The sequence below is a fragment of the Rhodococcus sp. JS3073 genome, assembly GCF_026810085.1.
Taxonomy (GTDB): domain Bacteria; phylum Actinomycetota; class Actinomycetes; order Mycobacteriales; family Mycobacteriaceae; genus Rhodococcus_F; species Rhodococcus_F wratislaviensis.
In genome coordinates, this window is record NZ_CP113951.1 from 2,356,997 (window position 1) to 2,381,421 (window position 24,425).

Annotated in this window: 20 protein-coding genes; 8 read left to right on the forward strand and 12 right to left on the reverse strand. The window is 68.4% G+C overall.

Annotated elements, in window-relative coordinates:
• Nucleotides 1-3 precede the first annotated feature (3 nt).
• Nucleotides 4-3,027, forward strand: a complete 3,024-nt coding sequence (locus tag OYT95_RS10750) for an MMPL family transporter (RefSeq protein ID WP_268791435.1) — start codon at nucleotides 4-6, stop codon at nucleotides 3,025-3,027.
• On the opposite strand, the gene OYT95_RS10755 is transcribed toward OYT95_RS10750, so the two are convergent.
• From OYT95_RS10755 to OYT95_RS10775, 5 genes are all read right to left on the reverse strand, one after another.
• Entirely contained in the window at nucleotides 3,002-4,855 is a 1,854-nt protein-coding gene (locus OYT95_RS10755) for a DUF2339 domain-containing protein (protein ID WP_268791436.1), read from the reverse strand. The two genes, OYT95_RS10750 and OYT95_RS10755, sit on opposite strands and share 26 nt — an antisense overlap.
• A 66-nt stretch (nucleotides 4,856-4,921) precedes the next feature.
• The gene (locus tag OYT95_RS10760; protein ID WP_037232929.1) at nucleotides 4,922-5,572 is read right to left on the reverse strand and encodes a DUF1707 SHOCT-like domain-containing protein; all 651 of its coding nucleotides are present in this window, start codon (nucleotides 5,570-5,572) and stop codon (nucleotides 4,922-4,924) included.
• 61 nt (nucleotides 5,573-5,633) lie between these two features.
• A complete protein-coding gene (locus tag OYT95_RS10765) occupies nucleotides 5,634-6,302 on the reverse strand; it encodes a response regulator (protein ID WP_037232927.1) in 669 nt (222 codons plus the stop codon).
• Nucleotides 6,295-7,497, reverse strand: a complete 1,203-nt coding sequence (gene macS / locus OYT95_RS10770) for a MacS family sensor histidine kinase (protein ID WP_112301032.1) — start codon at nucleotides 7,495-7,497, stop codon at nucleotides 6,295-6,297. The genes OYT95_RS10765 and macS overlap by 8 nt, the downstream gene beginning before the upstream one ends.
• Entirely contained in the window at nucleotides 7,481-8,722 is a 1,242-nt protein-coding gene (locus tag OYT95_RS10775; RefSeq protein WP_128639759.1) for an AI-2E family transporter, read from the reverse strand. The genes macS and OYT95_RS10775 overlap by 17 nt, the downstream gene beginning before the upstream one ends.
• Nucleotides 8,723-8,910: 188 nt before the next feature.
• Here OYT95_RS10775 and OYT95_RS10780 point away from each other — a divergent pair, with 188 nt between their 5' ends.
• Complete coding sequence (locus OYT95_RS10780) at nucleotides 8,911-10,368, forward strand: adenylate/guanylate cyclase domain-containing protein (RefSeq protein WP_005258596.1); 1,458 nt, start codon at nucleotides 8,911-8,913, stop codon at nucleotides 10,366-10,368.
• 28 nt (nucleotides 10,369-10,396) lie between these two features.
• A complete protein-coding gene (locus tag OYT95_RS10785) occupies nucleotides 10,397-11,530 on the forward strand; it encodes a lysylphosphatidylglycerol synthase transmembrane domain-containing protein (protein WP_128639760.1) in 1,134 nt (377 codons plus the stop codon).
• 7 nt (nucleotides 11,531-11,537) lie between these two features.
• Here the strand turns inward: OYT95_RS10785 and OYT95_RS10790 are convergent, their stop codons facing one another.
• Nucleotides 11,538-12,218, reverse strand: a complete 681-nt coding sequence (locus OYT95_RS10790; protein ID WP_268791437.1) for a FadR/GntR family transcriptional regulator — start codon at nucleotides 12,216-12,218, stop codon at nucleotides 11,538-11,540.
• 167 nt (nucleotides 12,219-12,385) lie between these two features.
• Between OYT95_RS10790 and OYT95_RS10795 the strand changes: the two genes are divergently transcribed.
• Nucleotides 12,386-14,089: a 2-isopropylmalate synthase gene (locus tag OYT95_RS10795; RefSeq protein WP_268791438.1), complete on the forward strand. Its 1,704-nt coding sequence runs from the start codon at nucleotides 12,386-12,388 to the stop codon at nucleotides 14,087-14,089.
• A 21-nt stretch (nucleotides 14,090-14,110) separates the two neighbouring features.
• Here the strand turns inward: OYT95_RS10795 and OYT95_RS10800 are convergent, their stop codons facing one another.
• A complete protein-coding gene (locus tag OYT95_RS10800) occupies nucleotides 14,111-14,941 on the reverse strand; it encodes an alpha/beta fold hydrolase (RefSeq protein ID WP_268791439.1) in 831 nt (276 codons plus the stop codon).
• Nucleotides 14,942-15,028: 87 nt separating this feature from the next.
• On the opposite strand from OYT95_RS10800, the gene OYT95_RS10805 reads away from it, so the two are divergent.
• Entirely contained in the window at nucleotides 15,029-15,607 is a 579-nt protein-coding gene (locus OYT95_RS10805; RefSeq protein ID WP_128639764.1) for a TetR/AcrR family transcriptional regulator, read from the forward strand.
• Between the two features lie 148 nt (nucleotides 15,608-15,755).
• A complete protein-coding gene (locus tag OYT95_RS10810) occupies nucleotides 15,756-16,310 on the forward strand; it encodes a YceI family protein (protein ID WP_268791440.1) in 555 nt (184 codons plus the stop codon).
• Between the two features lie 23 nt (nucleotides 16,311-16,333).
• Here the strand turns inward: OYT95_RS10810 and OYT95_RS10815 are convergent, their stop codons facing one another.
• Nucleotides 16,334-17,317 carry a lysylphosphatidylglycerol synthase transmembrane domain-containing protein gene (locus OYT95_RS10815; protein WP_268791441.1) on the reverse strand — a complete coding sequence of 328 codons (984 nt, stop codon included), beginning with the start codon at nucleotides 17,315-17,317 and terminating at the stop codon, nucleotides 16,334-16,336.
• A 34-nt stretch (nucleotides 17,318-17,351) separates the two neighbouring features.
• Complete coding sequence (locus OYT95_RS10820) at nucleotides 17,352-17,987, reverse strand: TetR/AcrR family transcriptional regulator (protein WP_112301039.1); 636 nt, start codon at nucleotides 17,985-17,987, stop codon at nucleotides 17,352-17,354.
• A gap of 106 nt (nucleotides 17,988-18,093) precedes the next feature.
• On the opposite strand from OYT95_RS10820, the gene OYT95_RS10825 reads away from it, so the two are divergent.
• Nucleotides 18,094-18,474, forward strand: a complete 381-nt coding sequence (locus tag OYT95_RS10825) for a DUF3054 domain-containing protein (RefSeq protein ID WP_268791442.1) — start codon at nucleotides 18,094-18,096, stop codon at nucleotides 18,472-18,474.
• Between the two features lie 56 nt (nucleotides 18,475-18,530).
• Nucleotides 18,531-20,003 (forward strand): peptide MFS transporter, encoded by a 1,473-nt coding sequence (locus OYT95_RS10830; RefSeq protein WP_268791443.1) that lies wholly within the window; start codon nucleotides 18,531-18,533, stop codon nucleotides 20,001-20,003.
• A 3-nt stretch (nucleotides 20,004-20,006) separates the two neighbouring features.
• On the opposite strand, the gene OYT95_RS10835 is transcribed toward OYT95_RS10830, so the two are convergent.
• From OYT95_RS10835 to OYT95_RS10845, 3 genes are all read right to left on the reverse strand, one after another.
• On the reverse strand, nucleotides 20,007-20,744 hold the full coding sequence (locus OYT95_RS10835) for a sulfite exporter TauE/SafE family protein (RefSeq protein ID WP_268791444.1): 738 nt from the start codon (nucleotides 20,742-20,744) through the stop codon (nucleotides 20,007-20,009).
• A gap of 53 nt (nucleotides 20,745-20,797) precedes the next feature.
• On the reverse strand, nucleotides 20,798-22,477 hold the full coding sequence (locus tag OYT95_RS10840) for an NTF2-like N-terminal transpeptidase domain-containing protein (RefSeq protein ID WP_081792393.1): 1,680 nt from the start codon (nucleotides 22,475-22,477) through the stop codon (nucleotides 20,798-20,800).
• Nucleotides 22,478-22,573: 96 nt separating this feature from the next.
• Entirely contained in the window at nucleotides 22,574-24,382 is a 1,809-nt protein-coding gene (locus OYT95_RS10845) for a penicillin-binding transpeptidase domain-containing protein (RefSeq protein ID WP_268791445.1), read from the reverse strand.
• Nucleotides 24,383-24,425 lie beyond the last annotated feature (43 nt).

The window sequence follows — 24,425 nt, forward strand, 5'->3', positions numbered from 1 at the left end:
TCAGTGTTCGCGAGCTGGGGAAGCGTCGTCTACCGGGCCCGATTCACCGTCATCGGCATCATGGTTGCCTTGTTGCTCGGTTCGGCCGCGTACGGCCTGGGCCTCGAGAAGCATCTCAGCCAGAGCGGCTGGGACGATCCGGGCTCGGAGTCGGTCGCCGCGGCCAAGCTGGCTGACGGCACCTTCGGTCGCGACACCAACAGCGACGTCGTGGCGCTCTACACGGCGCCCGAGGGCAAGACGATCGAGGACCCCGAGTTCCAGGCGAAGGTCGTCGAGAACCTCGAGCGGCTGGCCGCGGAACACCCGGACAAGATCCTCAAGATCAACGGCGGTTACTTCAAGGTCGGCAGCGCACCGCAGCTGGCGTCCGCCGCGGACGCCGACAAGCAGCACGCGATCGAGAGCATCGCTATCGTCGGCGACAACGACACCGAGGTCACCGCGAATTTCCGCGACGTCAAGGACGAGTTCTACATCGACGGCGTCGACGTGCAACTCGCCGGCCTCCAGCCCGTGTCGGGTGCGCTCAACGACACGATGGCCACGGACATCAGGCGAATGGAGCTCCTTGCGATCCCGGCCGTCGGCATCCTGCTGTTCTTCGTGTTCGGTGGTGTCGTCGCGGCGGCGCTGCCGCTGATCATCGGCGGCCTGACCGTGGTCGGGGCCAACGGGGTCGTCCGGTTGATCACCAACTTCACCGAGGTCAACTCGTTCGTCGCGCCCGTCGTCTCCCTCGTGGGGCTGGGTCTGGCCATCGACTACGGGTTGTTCATCGTCAGCCGATTCCGAGAAGAGATGGCGGAGGGGTACGACACCCGCTCCGCCGTCCGCCGAACGGTGATGACCTCGGGCCGCACCGTGGTCTTCTCGGCGACGATGATCGTCGCCAGCCTCGGCGGTCTGCTGCTGTTCCCGCAGGGCTTCCTGAAGTCCGTCGCCTACGGCGCCATCGCCACGGTCGGCCTGGCGGCGCTGACGTCGGTCACGATCCTGCCCGCGATCCTCGGCATCCTCGGCAAGCGCGTCGACGCCCTCAGCCTCGACCGTTTCCGTCAGACCAAGAACACCGAGGAGATCGAGGCGAGCATCTGGGGCCGGCTCACCCGCTGGGTGATGCGTAACCCGCTCAAGGTCACCATCCCGATCGTCGTGGGTCTGCTCCTCCTCATCGTGCCGCTGACGGGCATCAAGTTCGGTGGCATCAACGAGACCTACCTCCCCCCGGACAGCTCGACCCGAGCCGCGCAGGAACAGTTCGACGAGATCTTCCCGAACCTGCGCACCGAACCGGTCAAGCTCGTCGTGTCCGACGCCGACAACAAGGCGCTCGGCCAGATCATCAAGGAAGCCAGCGGCGCGCCGGGGCTGATCGAGCGCTTCACCCCGGAGGGCGCGGCCAAGGACGGTGTGGTCGTCCTCAAGGCCGGCCTCGTCGACCGCAACGAGTCGAAGCCGACCATCGACTATCTGCGCGCCATGGACAGCCCGGACGGCGTGCAGGTGCTGGTGGGCGGCACCCCCGCGATCGAGCAGGACAGTATCGCCGCGCTGCTCGACCACCTGCCCACGATGGTGATCTCCGTCCTCGTCCTGACGACGCTGCTGATGTTCCTGACGTTCGGCTCGCTGGTGCTGCCGATCAAGGCGGCGTTGATGAGCGCGCTCGGCCTCGGGTCCACGCTCGGCATCCTGACGTGGATCTTCATCGACGGTCACGGTTCGGAGTGGTTGAACTTCACCCCCGGCCCGATCATGTCGCCGGTGCTGGTGCTGATCATCGCGATCGTCTACGGCCTGTCCACCGACTACGAGGTGTTCCTGCTCTCGCGCATGGTCGAGGCACGGGCGCAGGGGGCGAGTACGACGGAGTCGATCCGCATCGGCACGGCGCACACGGGCCGCATCATCACCGCGGCCGCGCTCATCCTCATCGTCGTCACGGGTGCGTTCGGATTCTCGGAACTCGTGATGATGAAGTACATCTCCTACGGCATGATCGCCGCGCTCGTCATCGACGCGACCCTCATCCGTATGTTCCTCGTGCCCGCCACGATGAAACTCCTCGGCGACGACTGCTGGTGGGCGCCTGCGTGGATGAAGCGAATCCAGGAGAAGACGGGTCTCGGTGAGCCCATCCTCGACAACGAGCTGATGCCTACCGACGTCCCGGAGCTCACCCCGATCGGTGCCGTCCCGCCGCAGCGCAAGCTCGCGGCGCCGCCCGCACCCCGCAAACCGGAACCGCTCACAGAACCGATCCCGTTGGTCACCGCGCGGGCGCTGGCCGCGAAGATGTCCGAGGACGACGCGAAGGCGCGCCGGGCGCAGAACGAGGCCCGCCGGTCGGCGACCGGCCGTCCCGCCCGGGCACCGGAGGAGATCGAGGACACTCCGCCCGCGGAACCGCAGACCACCGTGCTGCCGCAGCCTGCTCCGCCGCGTCCGGCGCCGACGCAGTCGCGCCCCGCACCGCCGTCGCGCCCCGCACCGCCGTCGCGCGCCGCGCCGCGGCCCCGTCCGGCGGCCCCCGCACCGCAGCCCCGTCCGGCGGCCCCCGCCCCGGGTCCGGCAACCGAGTCACGTCCCATCGAGAGTTGGCTCGCGGACCTGCGGTCCACATCGGCCGCCGAACCGCGACCGATCTCCTCGCCCGCCGAACCGCGACCCAGTGCGTCGGCGCCGTCACTGCCGACCCGCTCACCGCGTTCGGTGCCCGCACCGTACGAGCAGGAGACCCCCCAGTCGTCCCCTGCCCGCCCGGTGCCGCCGATCCCGTCGAGGCGTCGCGCCGCCGAGCCTTCGGAACCCGTGAACGGCGGCAGGCGCACCAACGGCACACCTGCCAACGGAGCTCCGGCCAACGGCGCACCTCCCAACGGAACGCCGGCCAACGGCTCGCGTCGCCGCAGCGTCGAGGAGCCGCCCGTCGATCCGGACGACGCCTCGAGCGGCAGGCACCGCGCGGACGACGGCAACGCCGTCAGCGTCAGCGAACTCATCGCTCGGCAGAACCGGCGCTGACGGAGCCGTTCGGCATTCCCCGTCCGGCCTCCCGCTCCGCGAATTCACGCGCGTAGCGGGTGCCGGCGAGGAGCAACAGCAGCCCGACCACGAGGAACGCGAGGACGCGGAACAGGCCGTCGAGGGTGGCCAGGTCGAACAGGAACAGTTTCGCCAGCGCCGCGGCGGTCAATCCCAGTCCGACCCCGAGTGCCGTGTGCGCGTAGTCGCGGCGGGCCAGTCCGAACACCAGTGCCGCCGTCGCCGCCGCCATCCACGCGATGGTCGCGGCGCAATGCCCGGCGATGAATCCTGCCGACGTCCCGGTGAGCGCCGTGCCCGCGGACACCGTCGCCGTGGTGACGGCGTACAGGATCACCAGCCCGGCAAGCACCCACCACGGCTGGGCGGTGGTGTCGCTCAACAGTTTCAGCGTGTGCGCGTACCAGACGAACAGGAACACGGTTCCCGCCAGCACCAGCGAGGACAGCACCGTGGTCACCCTGAGTGAGTCGAGCGCGCTGTACTCGTCGACGAGGACGAACGGCGGCGCCGTGATCACGAAGGCGAACCCGCCGACGACGGTGAAGACCGCGCCGACGGCATACGCGATCCGCGAGTCCGCCTGCCCGCCGATGGTGAGGAACAGTGCCGCCACCCCGAGCAGGACGAGCGGCGCGAGGTCTTCGCTCGATCCGATGAGGCAGGCCTCGAGGAGGGCGAGGGTACCCATGCCCGCGAGTGCGAACCGTGCGTGTCGCGGCAACGTCCGCGCCGCCGCGAACGCGGCGAACATCGCGGCCGCTAGTGCCAGCGCGATGAGCGTGGACCCGAGTCGGTCGAAGAGGTGGCCGATCACCAGCGTCGGGACGGCCGTGGTGACGATCATCGCGGTCGCGGTGACGTCACGAGAATTGCTGCGCAACAGGATGATCGACGAGACGAGTCCGAACAGCGCGACCAGTGCGGCGGACGCGAGCAGCCAGAACCGCTCCGGCCGGTCGGACAGTCCGGAACTCGCGATCGCGATCAGCAACGCGATCACCACCGGGCACGTCCGCGCGATCCCCAGGTACAGCCAGTCGCGACCGAGTTGCGCGGGGAAGCTGGCGACCTGGATGACGAACAGGAACCCGATGAGGGTCAGCGTGATGCCCTCGGTGAGGACGGGTGCGAGCACGGCGGCGCCGGTCACCACGAGCAGCGAGAGGGGCTGCGAACCCCACCTCACCGCGAGTGCGACACCGGCTCCCGCGATCCCGAGTGCCACGACCATCGCGAGCACCGGCAGCAACCAGTGATAGACGACCGCAACGGCCACGACGTCGAGGTAGGCGCCGGCGATACCCGTTGCCGCGAGCGCGATCCCGCCGACCCGGCCGCCGGGCCGCCCGAAGACACGGGCACCGGTGTAGACGAGACCGGCCGAGAACAACCCGCCCGCCACGACGCGCAGTTCCGGACCGAAGAATCCGGCCTGCGCCGCCAGCACCAGCAGCATCACGACACCGATCAGGGTGACGGCGACACCCGCGACGGCCAGCACGCGGCTGATCACCCCGTCGCGTTGCCACCAGGGTTCGCGAACTACCCGGGGAGGGGGCGTCGGAACGGGGCGGTACGGGACGGCCGGTGCGGGCGGCGGGGGTGCCTGCGGCACCGGCGGTCGGTACATCGGCTGCGGCTGCGGCTGCGGTTGGGGCTGGGGCTGCGGGATGCTCGCGAGCTGCGCCTGCAGGACCGCGAGGTTCTCACCCACGTGGCGCATCTGCTGCCCGAGCGCCGAGAAGTCGACGGAAAGCTGCGCGACCAGCCGCGGGTCGATCGAAGGAGTACCAGGTGTGGACATGGATCAATCGTCCTGCGGCAACGGCCCCCACACATGAGTAGGCCTACTCGAGAGGCCTGGGTCGTGCTACCCGAACATTCGCCGAATCGAGGTGCCGAAAGGGTGTTTGGCGGTCACGTTCCCGAACCTGACCTTGCCCCGGACGACGACGTGCAGCGGGCCGATGGGAGGGCCGGTCCGCACCTTGTTGGTCGCGGAACCGCCGACCGTTTCGACGCCGTTGAGGTCGACCGTCGCCTCTTCCGGCACGACCAGCGAGATCGTGCTCGCGTAGTCGTCGATCGTCACGTGCACCACCTGCGTGGTCATGACGGCCCGCGTGAAGTCGAGCGTCACCGTCGACAGCCGGGTGTTCACCTCGAGTGCGGGGGGAACGTTCCACGAGCCGGTGCGGCTGACCGACGACATCCGGCCCCGGATGACGTCGCCCGGCGGCGGCGCGGGCGACCGGTGCGCGACCGGCGGAACCGGGGGCGCCGGACGAGACACGTACGGCTGGTCGGGGTACGGCGGCGGCGTGAACTCGGAGATCAGCTGGATTCCCGGCAGATCCACCAGGACGACGTTCAGCTCCGCCCGCGTCTTCGCGGCGAGTGCCGTGTCCATCCGTTCGGTGAACTCACCGAGCGAGAGCATCCCCTGGCCGACCGCCCGCTGCAACAATTCGCCGACGTGTTCGCGCTCCGCATCCGATACGCGTAGGTCCCGTGCCTCCATACCGACCAGGTTAGCGCCCGTGAGTACTTATTAACCGCCCGTGGTTAACAAGTACTCACGGCTACTCGAGACCCTGCTCGATGGCGTACCTGGTGAGCTCGACGCGGTTGGCCAGCTGCAGCTTGCGGAGGGTCGCCTGGACGTGGTTTTCGACGGTGCGGTGACTCAGCGACAGTTTGGTCGCGATCTGCTTGGCGCTGAGCCCCTTCGCGACGAACCGCAGGACCTCGGTTTCCCGTTCCGTGAGTTGGGGAACGGCGGGGCCCTGCTCGTCGGCGGGCGCACTCGACATCCGGCGGTACTCCCCCAGCACGAGTCCGGCGAGACCCGGTGTGAACACCGCCTGCCCCGCCGCGGTGGCCCGCACCGCGTCCAGCAGTTCCTCCACGGACGCGCTCTTCACGAGGTACCCGGACGCACCGGCCTTGACCGCGTCGAGGACGTCGTCCCGTTCGGACGACGCCGACAGCACCAGCACCCGGCTGTCCGGCGACACCTCGAGGACGGCGGCGGTGGCCGCGGCGCCGTTTCCATCGGGCAGTTGCATGTCCATGAGCACCACTCCGGGACGGGTCGCGGCCGCCCGGCGTCCCGCGGTGGCGACGCCGTCGGCCGTGGCGACCACGGTGAACCCGGCGCCTTCGAGGTCGCGGGCCACGGCGTCCCGCCACATCGGGTGGTCGTCGACGACCATCACGGTGATCTGCTCGTCGGTCTCCGTGTCACCCATGCGTTTCGTCTCCCTTCGGCACGCGGATCTCCCACTCCGTGCCCTGCCCGGGTTCGGTGTCGAGTTCGGCGGTGCCGCCGAGCGCACCGACGCGGCCCAGAATGGATTTCGATACTCCCATGCGACCCTCCGCCTCCGCTTCGGCCAACCGTCCCGGAGCGATTCCGCTGCCGTCGTCGCGGACACTGACGATCACCTCGTCGCCCAGATCCTCCAGCAGCACGTAGGCCCTGGCGCCGGTCCCCGCGTGCAGTGCGACGTTGGACAGTGCCGTGTCGACGATCGCGACGAGTTCCGTCGCCCGGCCGCGTTCGATCGTCACCGGATCCGCCGGGGTCGACACCGACACGGTGGTGCTCGCCCGCGTGCCCAGCAGCAGTCGCAGGTCGATCGCGCTCCCACCCAGATCCGACGCCACGCCCGCACCCTGCTCGGAGATGAGCATGCGCAGCGCCACCTCCTGCTCGCCGGCGAGATCCGCGAGTTCGGCTGCGGGTCCCCCGATCTCGTTGCCGCGGCGGCGGACGAGCGCGAGCACCTGCAGGACTCCGTCGTGTACCTCTCGGGCCAGTCGTTCCCGTTCCTCGGTGGCGGCGGCCAACCGCACCGCCTGCTCCAGCTGGGCCTGTGCGCGCCGCGCGGTGGTGGTGGCGAGCCCGAGCGCCAGACCCACCGACACCAGGACCGGCGCCGTCGCGTCCCGCCACAGGTCGAGGTTGACCTGGTCGCGCACCACCGCGCTCACCGTCGCCATCAGCACACCGGACGCCATCCCGAGCCAGGGTCCACCGAAGACGGCGGCGGAGATCACCGCGTTGGTGACCCACAGCGTCGTCGGCAGAGTCTGATGATTGTTGTACCAATCATGATCGGAGACAACACGAGTCGACGCCATCAGCGCGATGACGATCAGCTGGTCGGCGATCACCACCTGGTAGCGCGGGACCTTCCCGTGGGACAACAGGACCGCCGAGAGTCCCGACCACACCGCCATCAGGGCGACGAGGAACCAGCTCAGCCGCTGATGGGTGTAGTACTGCACCGACACGAACTGATAGCTGATCGCGTACACCAGTGTGACGAGGCGGAATGCCTGCGCCGCCCGCCACAGCGGTGCGTCCGGCTGGGTGTCGAGCTCGGTCGTCGCTCGCGGGCGGTAGTGCAGTCGGGTGCGGTGCTCATTCCGGTCGGTCATGGGTCTGCGCAGTGTCGTCGAGGTGCGGGCCGCCGGGGTGCGGGCCGCCGGGGTGCGGGCCGTCGGCCTCGGCCGGATAGAGCGGGACCGCCGGATCGTCGACCTCGAGTGCGTCGTAGGTGGCTTCGGGATCCGTGGACAGCAGCGAGCGCACCGCCGTGTTGAGCAGCGCGACGATCGGCACCGCCAGGAGGCCACCGACGATCCCGGCGAGCACGATGCCGGTGGTGATGGCCAGCACCACTGCGAGCGGGTGCAACCGGACCGCACGCCCGAGCAGCAGGGGTTGCAGCACATGGGCCTCGAGCTGCATCACCCCGATGATGATGCCGAGCACGATCAGCGCGGTGAGGAATCCCTTGGTGACGAGGGCAACGAGCACCGCGAGGAACCCGGTGAGGAACGCACCGACGATCGGGATGAACGCACCGATGAACACGAGCGACGCCAGAGGCAGGGCGAGCGGAACCCCCAGGATCGCCAGTCCCGCGCCGATACCGACGGCGTCCGCGGCGGCCACCGCCACCGTGGCCCGGACGTATCCGATCAGCGAGCCGAACCCCTGGCTCCCCGCCAGCCGGACCCGCCGCCGTGACGCGGTGGGGACGAGGCGGGTGACGAACTCCCAGATCTGAGTTCCGCCGTAGAGGAAGAAGATGAGGGTGAACAGTGTCAGCAGGGCACCGGTGAAGATCTCGCCGACGACCGTGGCGGTGGTCAGTGCCCCACTCGTCAGCTGCTGGCGGTTGTCCTGGATGGACTTCACCACCGAGTCGCCGGCCTGCCGGATCTGATCCTCGCTGAAGTGCAACGGGCCGTCGGTGAGCCACCCCTGGATCTGTGTGACGCTCGCCTCGAACTGTTCGGTGAGGCCGGGAAGACCCTCGATGAACTGCTCGACGACGAACGTCATGATCCCGGCGACGATGCCGATCGAACCGATGAGGACGACCAGGACGGCAGCAGACCGCGGCACGCCCTTGCCCTGCAGCCAGTCGACGAGCGGCACCAGCAGCGCCGACGACAGCAGCGCCAGACCCACCGGGATGAGGACGGTGTCGAGCCTGGTCACGATGTATCCGAGGGTCAGCAGGCCCGCGAAGATGACGAGGAGCCGCCACGTCCACTCGGCCGCAACCCGCACCACCGGATGCACAGACGCCGAGGGGTGACTTCCGCCCTGTGTTACCGCGGCAGTGTCCGAGCGTTGCTCGTTCGCGTTCACCTGCGGAGCGTATCGAGGTTCGGGCAGTGCCGGGCGATCCGCGCGGGAAACACGCGCGCAGGGCACGCATATGAGCCGTTAGGGGGACGTGTCCTACGCCACCCGATACACCCCCCGCTAAATTGAACGGCGTGCGGAAATCCTATAGAGCGATCGCGGCGACGGTCCGCAGCAGATGGCCGCTCTATATGGTGTCGATGCTCCTCGCCAATTTCATCGGCGCCATCCTCGTTTTCGCGTTCGTGCGGTACGGCGTGCCGATCCCCGAATCGCAGGAAATCATCGCCGACCGGGTCCGCAACGTCGCGATCTTCGGCGGCTATCTCGCGTTCGCCGCCGTGGTGAGTCTCACGGCCGCGGCGATGATGCTGCGGTCGGTCGTGCGCTGGCAGTTGCGTGGGGGTCCGCCGACGCGCAGCGAACAGATGTCGGCGCTGCACGCACCGCTGCGACAGGCGATCGTGCACCTGGTGCTGTGGATCCTCGGCGGCATCATCTTCGTGCTGCTCACCATCACCGAGATGCCGGAACTCGCGGTCGCGGTGATCGTCACCGTCTGCATGGCCGCGACCACGACGTTCGGTTTCACGTACATGCTCGGCGAGCGCATCCTGCGACCGGTGGCCGCCCGCGCGCTCAGCGAGGGCGAGTTCGACCGGACCATGGCACCCGGCGTCGGCACCCGGATGGCCATGACGTGGGGGCTCGGAACACTGATGCCCGTCATCGGCATCATCCTGCTGTGCGTGACGCAGATAACCACCGACCTGGTGTTCTCCCCGAACGCGCTCGCGTGGGCGATCATGTTGCTGTCGATCATCGCGATCGCGCAGGCGTTCGCGCTGTCGATGCTGACGGCCAGCCAGATCTCCGACCCGATCAAACAGCTGCGGCGGGCCATCGAACGCGTCCAGCGCGGTGCCACCGACGTCCGCGTCGAAGTGTTCGACGGCAGCGAGATCGGGCGACTGCAGGTCGGGTTCAACCGCATGATGCGCGAATCGGACGAACGGCGGCTGCTGCGCGAACTGTTCGGCCAGCACGTCGGCGAGGACGTCGCGCGGCGGGCACTGCAGTTCGGTACCGAACTCGGCGGGGAGACGAGGTTCGTCGCGGTGCTGTTCGTCGACATGGTCGGCTCCACCGGCGCCGCCGCGGAGCGTCCCCCGGGCGAGGTCGTGAACCTGCTCAACGAGTTCTTCCGCGTCGTCGTCGACGTGATCGACCGGCACCACGGGTTCGTCAACAAGTTCATGGGTGACGCGGCTCTCGCGATCTTCGGTGCCCCCCTCGACCGCCCCGACGCGCCGACGGCGGCGCTGGCGGCGGCCCGGGAGCTGCGGTTCGCGTTGAACGAGATCACCGGCCTCGACGTCGGCATCGGCGTCTCCGCAGGCCTCGCCGTCGCCGGCAACATCGGCGCCGCCGAACGCTTCGAATACACGGTGATCGGCGACCCCGTCAACGAGGCGTCGCGGCTCACCGAACTCGCCAAGCTGCACCCCAGCCGCGTGCTGGCATCGACGAGTGCCCTGTATTTCGCGGACGACGACGAACAGGCGCACTGGGAACTCGGCGAACAGGTCCAGTTGCGGGGGCGTCGCCGCAACACCCATCTGGCTTGGCCGGAGGACTATCCGGAGTAATCCGCTACCCGTTGGTTACGCTGGCCAGGTGGCCCAGCCTCGATCCGACCCGCCCACTGCCGAGCCTCCTCGGCAGCGAAGCCGATACTGGTGGATCAAATGGCTACTCGGCGCCGGCCTCCTTGCCCTGCTGACCGTCGAGGGAATCTACCTGTGGCCCACGCTCAGCGACTCGTGGAAAGCACTCACCGAGATCCACTGGGGGTGGGTCGCGGCATGTATCGCAGCCCAGGCCGTCTCCCTGAGCGGGTACGGCGCGGTCCAGCAGCGACTGCTGCAGGCGGGTGGTGTCGTCGTCAGCCAGCTGAAGTCGGTGTCGGTGATCTACGCGAGCACCGCGATGGCCGTGAGCCTGCCTGCCGGTCAGGTGTTCTCCACCGCCTTCACTTACAAGCAGACCCGCAAGTGGGGTGCCACCCCCATCGTCGCGTCCTGGCAGCTGGCGATCTCCGGAGTGATCGCCGCGGGCAGCCTCGCACTGCTCGGCGCCGCAGGCGCGTTCGCCGTCGGCACCAAGGTGAGTCCGGTCACGCTGGCACTGTCGCTGGTGGCCGCGTTCGGCCTGTTCTACGGGCTGCGATACATCTCACGTAACCCCGACTCGATCGAGTCGATCGGGCATTGGGTACTCACCCGATACAACAAGTTCCGCAAGAATCCCCCCGAGACCGGCGTCGAGCGGTGGAAGGAAATCCTGAGCCAGCTCGATTCGGTCGAGCTGAGCCGCAAGGATTCCGTCATCACGTTCGGGTGGTCGGCGGTGCACCGGCTCGCCGACGTCGCGTGCCTCGGTTTCGCGTGCTGGGCGGTGGGCGCGGAACCGTCGTTCGCCGGTCTGCTGATCGCGTTCGCCGCAGCCAAGGCCGTGGGCAGCATTCCGCTGGCCCCGGGCGGGCTGGGGTTCGTCGACGGCACCCTGATCGCCACGCTGACGGCGGCGGGGGCCACCGCGTCGCAGGCCCTCGCGGCCGTGTTCGTCTACCGCATGGTGAGCTACATCCTCGTCGCGCTCGTCGGATGGGTGGTCTTCCTCATCCTGTTCCGGCACAACCAGCACGAAGACCTGGAGATGGACCTCGAGTTCGAGCGCCGGGAGCAGACCTCACCGACCACGAAGCGCACGCCACACACCGGGGACCCCGAGCCCGACTCCCAGCCGTGAGTACTTCTTAACCGCCGGACGTTAACAAGTACTCACGGGCGGCGAAGCCGCATGAGGTGACGGCCTCCTCGGCGTCGCCGTCGGCGATCGCCTCCACCAGAAGCCGGTGGGCGTCGGCCTCGGGCTCGCTGCCCACCCTCAGGTCCAGCGCCGCCGTCAGGTCGAGCAGCGCTTCGCGCAGCCGCGGGACGAACGTCTCGAACAATTCGGTCAGCACCGGGTTGTGCGCCGCGACCACCACTGCGCGATGCAGCGCGATGTCTGCGTCGACGAACGCGGCGGCACCGGTCCCGGACGCCGCGGACCGCGCGTGCAGCGCCTGGCGCAGCGCCGCGACATCGGCCTCGTCGCGCCGGGCCGCCGCCAGCCGGGCCGCCTCGATCTCGACGGTGTGGCGCACCTCGACGACGTGCCGGATCTCCTCGGTCCGGAGCACCCGGTCCCAGTCCTGCCGCGGCGTCGACCTGCGGAGGAACACGCCGGCCCCCTGCCGTGACTCGACCATGCCGAGACCCGCGAGCATCCGGACGGCCTCGCGGACGGTCGACCGTCCGACGCCCAGTTCGGCCGCCAGCGTCGTCTCGCCGGGCAGCTTGGCGCCGACCTCCCACTCACCGCTCGCGATCCGTGAGCGCAGCAGGTCCGCCGCCTGGTCCGTCAGCAGGTGGCGTCGTATCGACGAGGTCACGCACAGCTCCTCAGGTTGTCTGATGAGTGATTTTCTCCTAGTCTAGCGCCGTGGCGTTCCGTGGACTTCTCCTCCACTGCCGCGGCGGGGCCTGAAGGCCGGCACCCTGCCGCGGGGTTTCGCCGCGTCGGTCGACTCGTGTACCCCCTTCCGAGGAGAAGACCGTCATGACCAGCACCGTCCCCACGTGGAACAACCAGCAACCGTCGCCGATGCCCTCCGATCGCTACCGCGCGATCTGGGACCGCGTTCCCGTCCCCGACCTCGACCGCACCTGGCCGGCGCGGCGCACCACCACCGCCCCGCTGTGGGTGCCCGTCGATCTGCGCGACGGCAACCAGGCCCTCGCCGAGCCGATGGGTCCGGAGCGCAAACGCAGGTTCTTCGAACTGCTGATCTCGATCGGCTACAAGGAGATCGAGGTCGGATACCCGTCCGCGAGCCAGACCGATTTCGACTTCGTCCGCGACCTCGTGCGTCTGGACCTGGTGCCCGAGGACGTGACGATCGTCGTCTTCACCGCTGCCCGCGACGATCTGATCGCCCGGACGTACGAGTCGGTCGAGGGACTGCCGAACGTCGTGGTGCACATGTACACCGCGACGGCGCCGACGTGGCGCTCCGTCGTTCTCGGCAAGGATCGGAAAGAGCTGCACCGGTTGATCTTCGATGCCGCGCAGGAGGTGGCACGCGGCGCCGGTGACCATCCGGGACGGCGTTTCGAGTTCTCGCCCGAGGTGTTCAACCTGACCGAGCCGGACTTCGTGCTCGACGTGTGCAACAGCCTCACCCGGTTGTGGGACGCGAGCCCCGACCGTCCGGTGATCCACAATCTGCCTGCCACGGTGGAGGTTTCGACACCCAACGTGTATGCCGACCAGATCGAGCACATGCACCGGCATCTGGAGCGGAGGGAGTCGGTCATCCTGTCGGTGCACCCGCACAACGACCGCGGCACCGGGGTCGCCTGCGCCGAACTGGCGGTGCTGGCGGGTGCGCAGCGGGTCGAGGGCTGCCTCTTCGGCAACGGTGAGCGGACCGGCAACGTCGATCTGGTGACGCTGGCCCTGAATCTGCACGCGCAGGGCGTCGACCCGATGATCGACCTCTCCGACATCGACGCGGTGCGGCGAACCGTCGAGTACTGCAACAGGATTCCCGTCCACGAGCGCCACCCCTACGGCGGCGACCTCGTGTACACGGCGTTCTCCGGCACCCACCAGGATGCGATCAAGAAGGGATTCGCGGAGCATCGGGCGTCCGCGGCGGCAGCCGGGCTGGATGCGGCGAGCGCGCCGTGGGCGGTGCCGTACCTGCCGATCGACCCGGCGGACGTGGGACGCGACTACCAGGCCGTCATCCGCATCAACAGCCAATCCGGCAAGGGCGGCATCGCGCATCTCCTGCAGAGCGAACACGGCATCACGCTGCCGCGGCGGCTCCAGATCGACTTCGCCGCGAAGGTGCAGGAGGCGGCGGACTCGTCGGGGCTCGAGATCACCGCCGAGGAATTGTGGACGCTGTTCTGCGCCGAGTACGGCTACCGGGGCGGGCTCGGCCGATGGTCCGTCGAGCACGGCACGGACGGCGACCGGCTGTTCGTCGTGTTCGACGTCGACGGCGTGGAAGTGTCGGGCGAGGCGGTGGCCTCCGGCCCCGTCGAGGCGATGACCCGCGTCCTCATGTCGAAGGGCGTGGACGTGGACGTCCTCTCCCTGACGCAGCACTCGCAGCGGCCGGGTAGCGACAGCGCGGCGATCACGTTGGCCGAGTGCCGCGTCGGCGATCGGACGGTGTGGGGCATGGGCTCGCATCAGTCGGTGACGGCCTCCGCGATCCGGGCGGTGTACCGAGCCGTGAGTACTTGTTAACCGCGGGACGTTAACAAGTACTCACGGGCGGCGAAGCCGCAAAGCCTCCGCGACCACGTCCGGACGGTCCTCGGGCATCAACGTGTAACTGTCCTCGACCTCCTGCAGTTCGGCGTGCGGGTACAGCTCGGCCAGGCGCCGGCCGTGGTCGCGGGGCATCACCTTGTCCTCGACGGCCCACAGCACGAGGACCGGCCGGTCGAAACTCCGGTTCGCTTCCGCCCACTCCCGCAGCGTCGACTTCGGCGGCAGCGACGTCGTGTACTTGCGCAGGTCTCGTCGCACCCGGCGGTCGGTGGTCGCGGGCCGGAACCATCCGTCCATCACCGACTTCGGTACGGGCCGCTTGCTCATCCAGCCCCACCCCGCGGGTGCCCGGCGCATGGCCCGGAATCGCAGCGCCTGCATGGTCAACGCGAGACCGCCGGGGATCGCCACCGCGAGACCTATTGCGCGACCGGGAATTCCGGGCGGATAGTTGTCGAACGCCTCACACGGGGTGAGGACGAGAGCCCCGACGCGGCTGGTGTCGCCGAGCGCGATCAGCACCTGTGTGCCGCCCCAATCGTTCTGCACGAGGGTGACGTCCGCGAGATCGAGTCGTTCGAGGAACTCGCCGATGAGCAGGCCGAGACCGCGTAGCGAGAGGTCGGCGTCCTCACGCATCGGAATGCGGTGCGCGCCGAGCGGGAGGTTCGGGACGATGCAGCGGAAGTCCGGGGCAAGTTGCTCCACGACGTGTCGCCATACGGTGCCACCGATCGTCAGCCCGGAGATGAACACGAGAACGGGGCCGTCACCCCCGGTGTCCCGGTACTCGACGGTGCCTGCGGAGAGCTCGATCTGCTTCATGGCACTCACTCCATTTGATAGATCGTTCTACTGAGAATCACGTTACGATGAGGTACGCACCGAGCGCAACGGTCGGAGGGCAGCAAAGTGAACGACACGAAGGCCCGCATTCTCGGCACCAGCAGCGACCTCTTCCGCCGCAACGGCTACACCGGGACCGGACTCAAGCAGGTCGCCACGGAGGCGCGCGCCCCGTTCGGGTCGATCTACCACTTCTTCCCCGGCGGCAAGCAGCAGCTCGGCGAGGAGGTCATCCGATCGTCGGGCGAGGAGTACGCCCGGCTGGTCTTTTCCATTCTCGACGCGCATCCCGACATCCTCGAGGGGATCGAGGTCGGGTTCCGGCTGGCCGGCGAGACCCTGGTGGCCACCGACTACGCGGACGCCTGCCCCATCGCCACGGTCGCACTCGAGGTCGCGAGCACCAACGAGGTGCTCCGCATTGCCACGGCGGACGTGTTCACGAGCTGGATCGACTCGGGCAGCGCCCTCCTGCGCCAGCGCGGATTCGACGAGGCCGATGCGAGGCGCCTGATCCTGGGCTTCGTCACCAGCCTGGAGGGCGCGTTCGTCCTCGCCCGCGCGCTGCGCAGTACCGAACCGCTCGACGCGGCCGGCGCCACGGTCCTCGCCGCGGCGCGGGCCTGCCTCCCCCCACGTGAGTGAGAAAGCGCCCCCGGGCACACTTCGCCACTCACGTGCGGTATGTGACGGGCATCACATTCGGGTTGCGGAAGAAATTCACCGGACCCATAGTTGAAGCCAGGAGAACTTAAAGATTCAACTACTTGAGTCGACGATCCGAGGAGTTTTCATGACCACCGCCACCGCCACCCTGCCCAACCTCACCGCCGGAACCTGGGCCATCGACACCGTCCACTCCACCGTCGGCTTCTCCGTCCGCCACCTCATGGTCAGCAAGGTCCGCGGCACGTTCAACGACTTCACCGGCGCGATCACCGTCGCCGAGGACGGCACCGCCGCCGTCAACGCCGAAATCCAGGTCGCGTCCATCGACACCAAGAACACCGACCGCGACGCCCACATCAAGTCCGCCGACTTCTTCGACGCCGAGCAGTACCCGACCGCCACCTTCACCTCCACCGCCGTACGCGCCAAGGGCGACGACTACGTGGTCGAGGGCGAATTCACCCTCCACGGCGTGACCCGCCCCGTCGAGCTCGCCCTCGAGTTCAACGGCGTCAACCCCGGCATGGGCAACGGCCCGGTCGCCGGCTTCGAAGCCACCACCGTCCTCAACCGCAAGGACTTCGGCATCACCATCGACATGCCCCTCGAAGGCGGCGGAGCCGTCGTCGGCGACAAGATCACCATCACCCTCGAGATCGAGGCCGGCCTCCAGGCCTGACCCCACCCGCACCCCGCGCCCCGTCATCCACCCGGACGACGGGGCGCGGTCGTGCCGCGGGCATACCGGGCGGCGAACAGCACTGCCCACCCGATCGCGCCGATCAGCGCGAAACTGATCAGCCGGTACAGCATCACGGCGGCAGTCGCCTCGTCCGTGCCCAGCCCGCCGGCGACGAACGCCACGATCAGGGCGCCGTCGACGACGCCGATCCCGCCGGGAATCAAAGGGATGCTCGACGCGGCCATGCCCGCGACGTAGGCCGTCATCGCGAGGCCGATCCCGACGTCGGTGACGCCCACCGCGCGGCACGCGGCGACCAGACACAGCAGGTCGCCGATCCAGTTCAACCCCGCGAACACGCCGCCGAGCACCCAGTCACGCGGGCGGGGCCGGACGAGGGCCAGTTGCTCGACGAGCGCACGGACGCGTTCGACGCCCGACGCCGCGGGTCTCCGGAGAAACGCGTTGGCCCAGCCGAGCACCCGCTCCCCCGCAGACACGAGCAGTTCCGGACGGCGCACCAGCTCCCGGATCGCGAAGGCGAGTCCGAGGACTCCCACGATCTCGCCGCCGACGGTGATGGGATCGGCATGCGCCCGGACGCCGACGGTTGCGCCGAGAATTCCGAGGGCCCCGAGCGCGAGGGAGCTGATGATCCCCGACGCGAGCATCGTCCAGGCGACCAGCGGGGTGCTCGCACCCCACGTGCGCAACCTCCGAAACGTGAATCCGGCGGACACCAGATGGCCGGCGGGGAGCGTGACGGACAGCGCGTTGGACGCGAAAGTCAGTGCGATCGAACGATGGAGTGCCACCCGCAGACCGCCTGCCGCGAGCAATTGCCGCTGCAGTCGCGCGAACGTCGTCATCGACGCGATCTCGGCGATCACCGCCAGCACGAGCCACCGCCACCGCGGGTGCAGCAACGTGCCCGACGCTCGCGCGATGTACGGACCCAACACCAGAACCTCGACGACCAGCGCTCCGGCCGCGGCGATCGCCAATGCCGTCCTGGGTACCGTCCGCCCACGCCACACGTCAGTGACGTTCGTCGGACGCGACGCCGGTCCGCGACCGGGGAAGGTCGAGGACCCCGGCCTCGATCTCCGCGAAAGCCGAATCCAGCAACCCCAGGAACCGCTGCGCGTCGTCGCCGGGCCGCCACTGCAGATACGCGGTGCGCAGTACGGCGAACGCCGTGTTGACGAGCAGCGCACTGCAGAGCGGGTCGACCCGATCTGGTCGGACCCGGGCGTCGACCCACTCCTGGACGAACTGCTGAAATCGCTCTCCGGCGGCCTTCGTCGACTGCGCGAGGTGGGGGGCGGCGTCCAGAATCCGGCGTTGCACCGTGAGGGTGGCGGCGTTGTGGGCGATGTTCGCGCGGATGATCTCGCGGACCGACGCCCACATCGGTTCGCCGTCGGGACGCTCGTCCGCCAGCTTCTGCCACCGCTCACGGTCACCCGGTCCGGGGTCGAAGAGCAGCGCTTCCTTGGAGTCGAAATAGTTGAACAGCGTGCTCTTGGACACCCGTGCCGCTGCCGCGATCTCTTCGACGCTGACGTCGTCGTATCCGCGCGTGTCCACCAGGTCGAGGGCGCACGCATGCAGCGTCCGCCAGGTCTCGTGCTTCTTCGAGACGCGAAGACCTGATCCGCTGTCCGTCGCCATGAATCGAACCTTAACTCCAACTTGGACCGAGTACAATTTTCTTCCCGGTCCACTGTTGGCGCGAGTCCACCTATTGTCGCGAAGGCGGCCCCTCTAGGCTGACCGTGTGAAGAAGTACTTCCCCGCGCTCGCCCTGGACGTCGTTCTCGTGATCGTGTTCTGCGCGTTCGGCCGCCGCAGCCACGACGAAGCCAACGCCCTGACGGGTCTGGCCACCACGGCGTGGCCGTTTCTGACCGGCCTCGCGGTCGGCTGGCTCGCCACCGTCGCGCTCTACCGCGACAAGTTCGACGGATTCCTCCTCGTCCCGACGGGCATCGTGGTGTGGCTCTCGACGCTCGTGGTGGGCATGCTGTTGCGCGTGGTCAGCGGCCAGGGAACGGCGTTCAGTTTCGTCATCGTGGCCGGCACCGTGCTCGCCGTATTCCTCCTCGGTTGGCGTGCCGTCGCCAAGATCGTGACTAAGTCGCGCGCCGCCACCCGATAGCGGCGAATCCGCCCCGACGGCACACGAACTTCCGCTCGAGGTGAGACAGTTTTCCCATGAGTGACACCATCGATCCGGCCCGGGACGAGAAGCGGTCCGACCGCGGCTTCTTCGGCCAGCCGTTCGCCCTCGCGAACCTGTTCGGCGTCGAGATGTGGGAGCGATTCTCCTTCTACGGGATGCAGGGCATCCTGATCTACTACCTCTACTATTCGGCCGCCGACGGCGGACTCGGAATCGCAGAATCGTCCGCGACCAGCATCGTCGGTGCCTACGGCGGCACGGTGTACCTGTCCACCATCCTCGGCGCCTGGATCGCCGACCGGCTCCTCGGCTCCGAACGAACCCTGTTCTACAGCGCCATCCTCGTCATGCTCGGCCACATCGCCCTGGCCGTGTTCCCGGGCCTGAGGGGTGTGGGCATCGGCCTGGTCTGCGTCGCGTTCGGTAGCGGTGGGCTCAAGGCCAATGCCACCTCGCTCGTCGGCGATCTCTACGACGCGGACGACGAACGCCGCGACGCCGGATTCTCCATCTTCTACATGGGTATCAACCTCGGTGCCCTCGTCGGCCCACTGCTGACGGGCTGGGCGCAAGACGCCATCGGATTCCACGCCGGCTTCGCGCTCGCCGCAATCGGCATGGCGCTCGGACTGATCCAGTACACGCTCGGCCGCAAGCGCCTCCGGGGCATCGGGGCGGAACCGCCCAATCCCCTCCCCCGCGCGCAGCGACCCAAATGGATCGCGATCGGCGCCGCCGCGGTCGTGGTGATTGCAGCCCTTTCCCTGACCGGGGTGATCACCGCAGCCAACATGTCGGACATCGTGGTCGGCCTCACCATCGTCGCAGCGATCGGCTACTTCGCGATCATGTTGTCGAGCCGCCGCATCACGGCCGTCGAGCGCAGCCGCGTCTACGCGTTCATCCCGATGTTCATCGCCAGCGCGGTGTTCTGGTCGCTGTTCCAGCAGCAGTTCACCACCGTCGCGGTGTACTCCGACAAACGACTCGACCGCAACCTGTTCGGCTGGGACTTCCCGCCGTCGTGGGTGCAGTCCATCAACCCGGTCTTCATCATCATCTTCGCGGGCGTCTTCGCGGCCGCCTGGACGAAGCTCGGACCTCGTCAGCCGTCCTCGCCGATCAAGTTCGCGGCGGGCACCGTCATCATGGGTATCGCGTTCCTGGCGTTCATCCCGATGTCGGGTGGCGGTGCGAACAGCGCACCGCTGCTGGGTCTGGCCGGCATCCTGCTGCTGTTCACGTTCGCCGAACTGCTGCTGTCCCCGGTCGGGCTGTCGCTGTCGACCAAGCTGGCGCCCGAGGCCTTCCACACCCAGATGGTGGCGTTGTTCTTCCTGTCCGTCGCCCTGGGCACCGCCATGGCGGGCACGCTGGCCGGCTACTACGACGAGAACAACGAAGTCCCGTACTTCACCGCGGTCGGGCTGGGTTCGATCGCCGTCGGTGTGCTTCTCGCCGTCGGCTCACCGTGGATCCGGCGTCTGATGAAGGGCGTGCACTGAGCGTCAGCGCACCCACAACCACACGGCCAACCCGAATCCCGCGATCGCGATGACGACGCGGAGGACGGACGGTGGTATCCGCCTGACGACGGGCGGGCCGCACCACCCACCGGCCAGGGCGCCGATCGCCATCGCTGCGGCGGCGCCCCAGTGGACGGGACCGAAGACCGCGAACCCGATCGCCGCCACCAGGTTCGCGACGCCCAGGAGAAAGCTCTTCAGGATGGTCGCGCGCCAGATCTTCTCCGAGGTGAGGATCAAAGCGATCGCCAGAAAGATCACGCCGGCACCCGCGCCGAAGTAACCGCCGTAGATGGCGACGACGAACAACGACACCGAGTACGCGCGTGGCATGTCCCGCCCGCCCGCCAGCGCGCGGAGTCGGGGTTGCAGCAGCAATGCCAGCGCCGCGAACGCCACCATGAACGGAACGATCACCTCGAACGATCCCGCCGGAGCCACCAACAGGATTCCCGCGCCCACCAGGCCGCCCGCAGCCGAGTACAGCGCCCAGCGCCACAGCTTGGGACCGGTGTCGGCGACCTCCCGCGTCGAGTTGGACAGGGCGCCGACGCCGACCGCCACCATCGCGACCGTGTTGGTGACGTTCGCGGTGACCGGCGGCAGACCGACCGCGAGGAGTGCGGGATACGACACGATGGACGCCAGGCCGGTGACGAAGCCGACCAGTCCCGCGAAGAACCCCGCTACGACGAGAAGACCGATATCAAGCAGGGACACAAGGTAGAAACTTACCCTTGCTCACTTACTCCCTCAGCGCGGACGGCCCGCCCTCAGTTCGCCGGCTTCGCCATCTCACGGAAGAGCATGTCGGTCATCTTCACCGCGCGGTCGCCACCGTCGGCGTCGGCGACGAAGACCGCGAAGGCCAGGTCGCCGCGCGAGCCGTAGAACCAGCGGTCGTCGCCGCTCGCACCGTTCATGCCCATGAGGTCCGGGTAGCCGTTGAGGAACGACGCCCCGCCCCGCACCACGTTGTCGCGCATCATGCCACGGAGCTGGTCGTTGACGTTCGCCGGAAGCGGCTGAGCGGCCACGTCCGTGGTGCCCGGCTGTCCCTGGACGATCATCGGCGCGGGCGCGCTGCCCCGCGCGATCGACGCGGCCAGCATGGCCATCCCGAATGGTGTCACGGCGGGCAGGTCGCTGTCCTTACGGTTCATCACCTGGTTCATGCCCGACTGGTCGGCGGTGAAGACGGCGGTCTGATGGTCGAGGCCCGGGATCTTGTAGTTCATGCCGAGCCCGAGCTGATTGCCCGCCTTCTCGATGTCCTCGATCGACAGCGAGGACGGGTCGACGCCCTTCTGCAGTCCGGCGGCCTTCTTCACCAGGTCGAGGTTCGATCCGGCGGGGTAGAGCCCCTGGAACGCGATCGGCCCCTGCTCCATCGCCTGATTGTTCTGCGCGGCGGCCAGCACGGCGCCGGACGACGGCTGGATCGCGACGATCGTCGCGGGGGTGCCGACACTGACCACGGCTTCCTCGGCTGCCAGCTGCAGGCGGGAGTCCATGGTCGCGACGATGTCCGGTCCGGGCGGGCCCTGGAATCCTGCCTGCGGAATGAGCGTGCCGTCGGGGTCCACGAGGTGGACGGCCCAGCCGGCCGTGGCGTCCCGGTTCGCCTGCCACACCTTGCGCAGCGGATCCAGCAGCGGTGTCGTGATGCGCCGATCCGCTGTGATGAGCTTCGGCGTCTTGATGGTGACGACGCCGGGGATCGCGAGATCCTCCTCGAGGAACTCCCAGTCCTGGTCGCGCAGCAGCACGGCGGTGACCTGCTGGCCGGGCTTCTCGGCCATCTCCGCCATCATCGTGTCGGACGTCACGAGGGGCGCCACCGGCTCGAGGACCTCCGCGAGACGCCGGGTGGTCGCGACAGGATCGGGCATCGTGGCGGGATCGAGGGTGACCGAGTTGATGGTCTGCTCGTTCATGAGCAACGCACCGAACGCGTCGAAGACCCGCGGCGGAGCGGCGTCCGTCCGGTCGTAGCGGACGATACGCCCGTTGCCCAGGTCGGGCGCGAGGATCGACGGATCCCAGGAGATGCGCCAGCCGACGGACAGGTTCCGCACACCACCCTGAACCTGGTAGGTCCAATCCTTGCCCTCACCGAAATGCCAAGCGGCACCGACGGTGAAGAAGCCGGAGTCCGAGCCGAGATCCATGAACTGGGTCAGGTCGAACTTGGCGTCCTCGGGTTTGAGTCCGTCGAACATCTGCTGAATCGCCGTCTCCGCGGCGTTGGGATAAGAGGTCTGCGCTGCCGCGGCAGCGGCGTCGCCCTCGTTCAGTGCGTTGACGAAGTCGTCGACGACCGACTGAGCGGTCGCCTCCTCTTTCGACAGCACACACGACGCCAGAATCACCGCCAGAACGACAGCCGACGTCAGGGCGATCACGTATCTGTTGCGGCGGCCAAGCGATCGTCCATTCCCCATGTCCACCATCTTGCTTTCAGTCACATGCGTAACAAGCACCATTTGCCTACGAAGGAGTTACGGTTGAGCCACAACTTATCCCCGAACAGCAACGCGCGAACGGGTTTATCGAAGAAAACGCCCCGCAGCCTGCACAGCAGGGGCCGAACTGTCACCTGTTGCTATAAATACGGCAAATGCTAGGTCGTCCTTGATTCCGACGAACCAGCCGTGCGCGGGACCATTTCCCGACTCGGCCGTGCCCGTTTTGCCGAGCAGTCCCGGAATGTCCTGCAGCGCAGTAGCGGTACCGCCCGTCACAGTTTCACGCATCATCGTCCGGAGGTCGGAGGTGACGTTCGCAGGCACGGTGGGTGCCGTCTTGTCGGCTGTTCCCGGTTGGCCTTGCACGATCATAGGCGACGGCGTCGAACCGTTCGCGATGGAGGCGGCCACCATGGCCATCCCGAACGGCGTCGCGGTCACCTGCCCCTGCCCGATCCCGGACTCGACACGGGCCGCCAGACTGTCGGCGACGGGCACGTTGCCGGTCACGGTCGTGAGCCCGGGCGTCACGTAGTCGACGCCGAGCCCGAACTGCAGCGCGGCCTGCTGCAGGGCGTCGGGCGGCAAGCCGACCGCCAACCGTCCCATGGTGGTGTTGCACGACCGCGCGAAGGCGGTGTGCAGCGGGACCGCGCCCAGGTCGAATTCGTCGTCGTTGGGGATCTGCCTGCCCTCGATGTTCTCGGTGCCGGGGCAGGGCAGAACAGTGTCCGGTGTGGCGGCACCGGCCTGCAGGGCCGCGGACGTCGTCACGGTCTTGAACGTGGATCCCGGCGGGTAGAGGCCGGTCAGCGCGATCGGCCCGAGTGCGTCGGCCGGCGCGTTCTGCGCCACCGCCAGCACCTCGCCGGTGGAGGGTCGCAGGGCGACGATCGCGGCCTGCTGCGGCACATCGGCGAGCGCCCGCTCGGCAGCCATCTGCATCGGGAGGTCGAGGGTCGTCGCGATGTCGGGGGCGTCGGGTCCCTGCTCACCGGCGATGCTCTTCGCCGCGCCGTCCTGACCGACCAGCTGCACCGCCCAGCCGGCGGAGGCGTCCTGCCCCTCCTGCCACAGGTCGCCGAGGCCCGCCAGGGTGGGTGAGGCCAGCGCCTTGTCGGTGCTGAGCAGCCTGGTCTGCGGGGCCAGTGTCACTCCGGCGAGTTGCCGCAACTGCGGTTCGATCGGCGCCAGGTCCTCGGCGCGCAGCGAGATGGCCGTGACCGGCTTGCCCTGGGCGCCGGCCAGATCCTGCTGGAGCGAGGCTGCGGTGATCGTCGGGGCGATGGGCGACAGAAACGAGGCCACCGCCGCGGTGTCCGCACCCTGTTCGAGGTTGACGAGCGTCACGACCTGTTGCTCGAGGATCGGTGCACCACCCGCGGCGAGGACTTTCGGCGGCGCCCCGGTCGTGGTGGTGTACCGGACGGTGGTGTCGTCGGTGAGACCGGGTGCGAGCACCGCCGGGTCCCAGACGATCTTCCAGTCGTCGCCATCCTTGGTGGCGTTGCCGGTGGTGCTGTACTTCCACTCCTGCCCCGGGGCGAACGGCCACGACACGTCCATCGTGAACGTTCCGCCGTCGTCGCCCGACTCCTGCACGTCGGTGCGGGTGAACGTTCCGTCCTTGTTTCCGAGCCCGTCGTACATCGCCGTGATCGCGGCGGTGGCCGTGGCCGGATCGGTGGTGAGTTCGGCAGCGGCCTGCACGTCATCACTGTTCAGGGCGTCGGCGAACTGCTGCGAGACGGTGTCGGGCTGGTCCGGCCCGAAGAGTCCGCAGGCGGAGAGCACGGACGCGAGGACTGCGATTCCGGCCGCTGCCTTCCGGGTGGGGGTGGGACGGATGGGGCTGTGACGAACGGTTGAGGTGCGCACGGACTCGATCATGCCTGACGTGGTGGCGCGCTTCGAATAATCGGTGTAATCATGT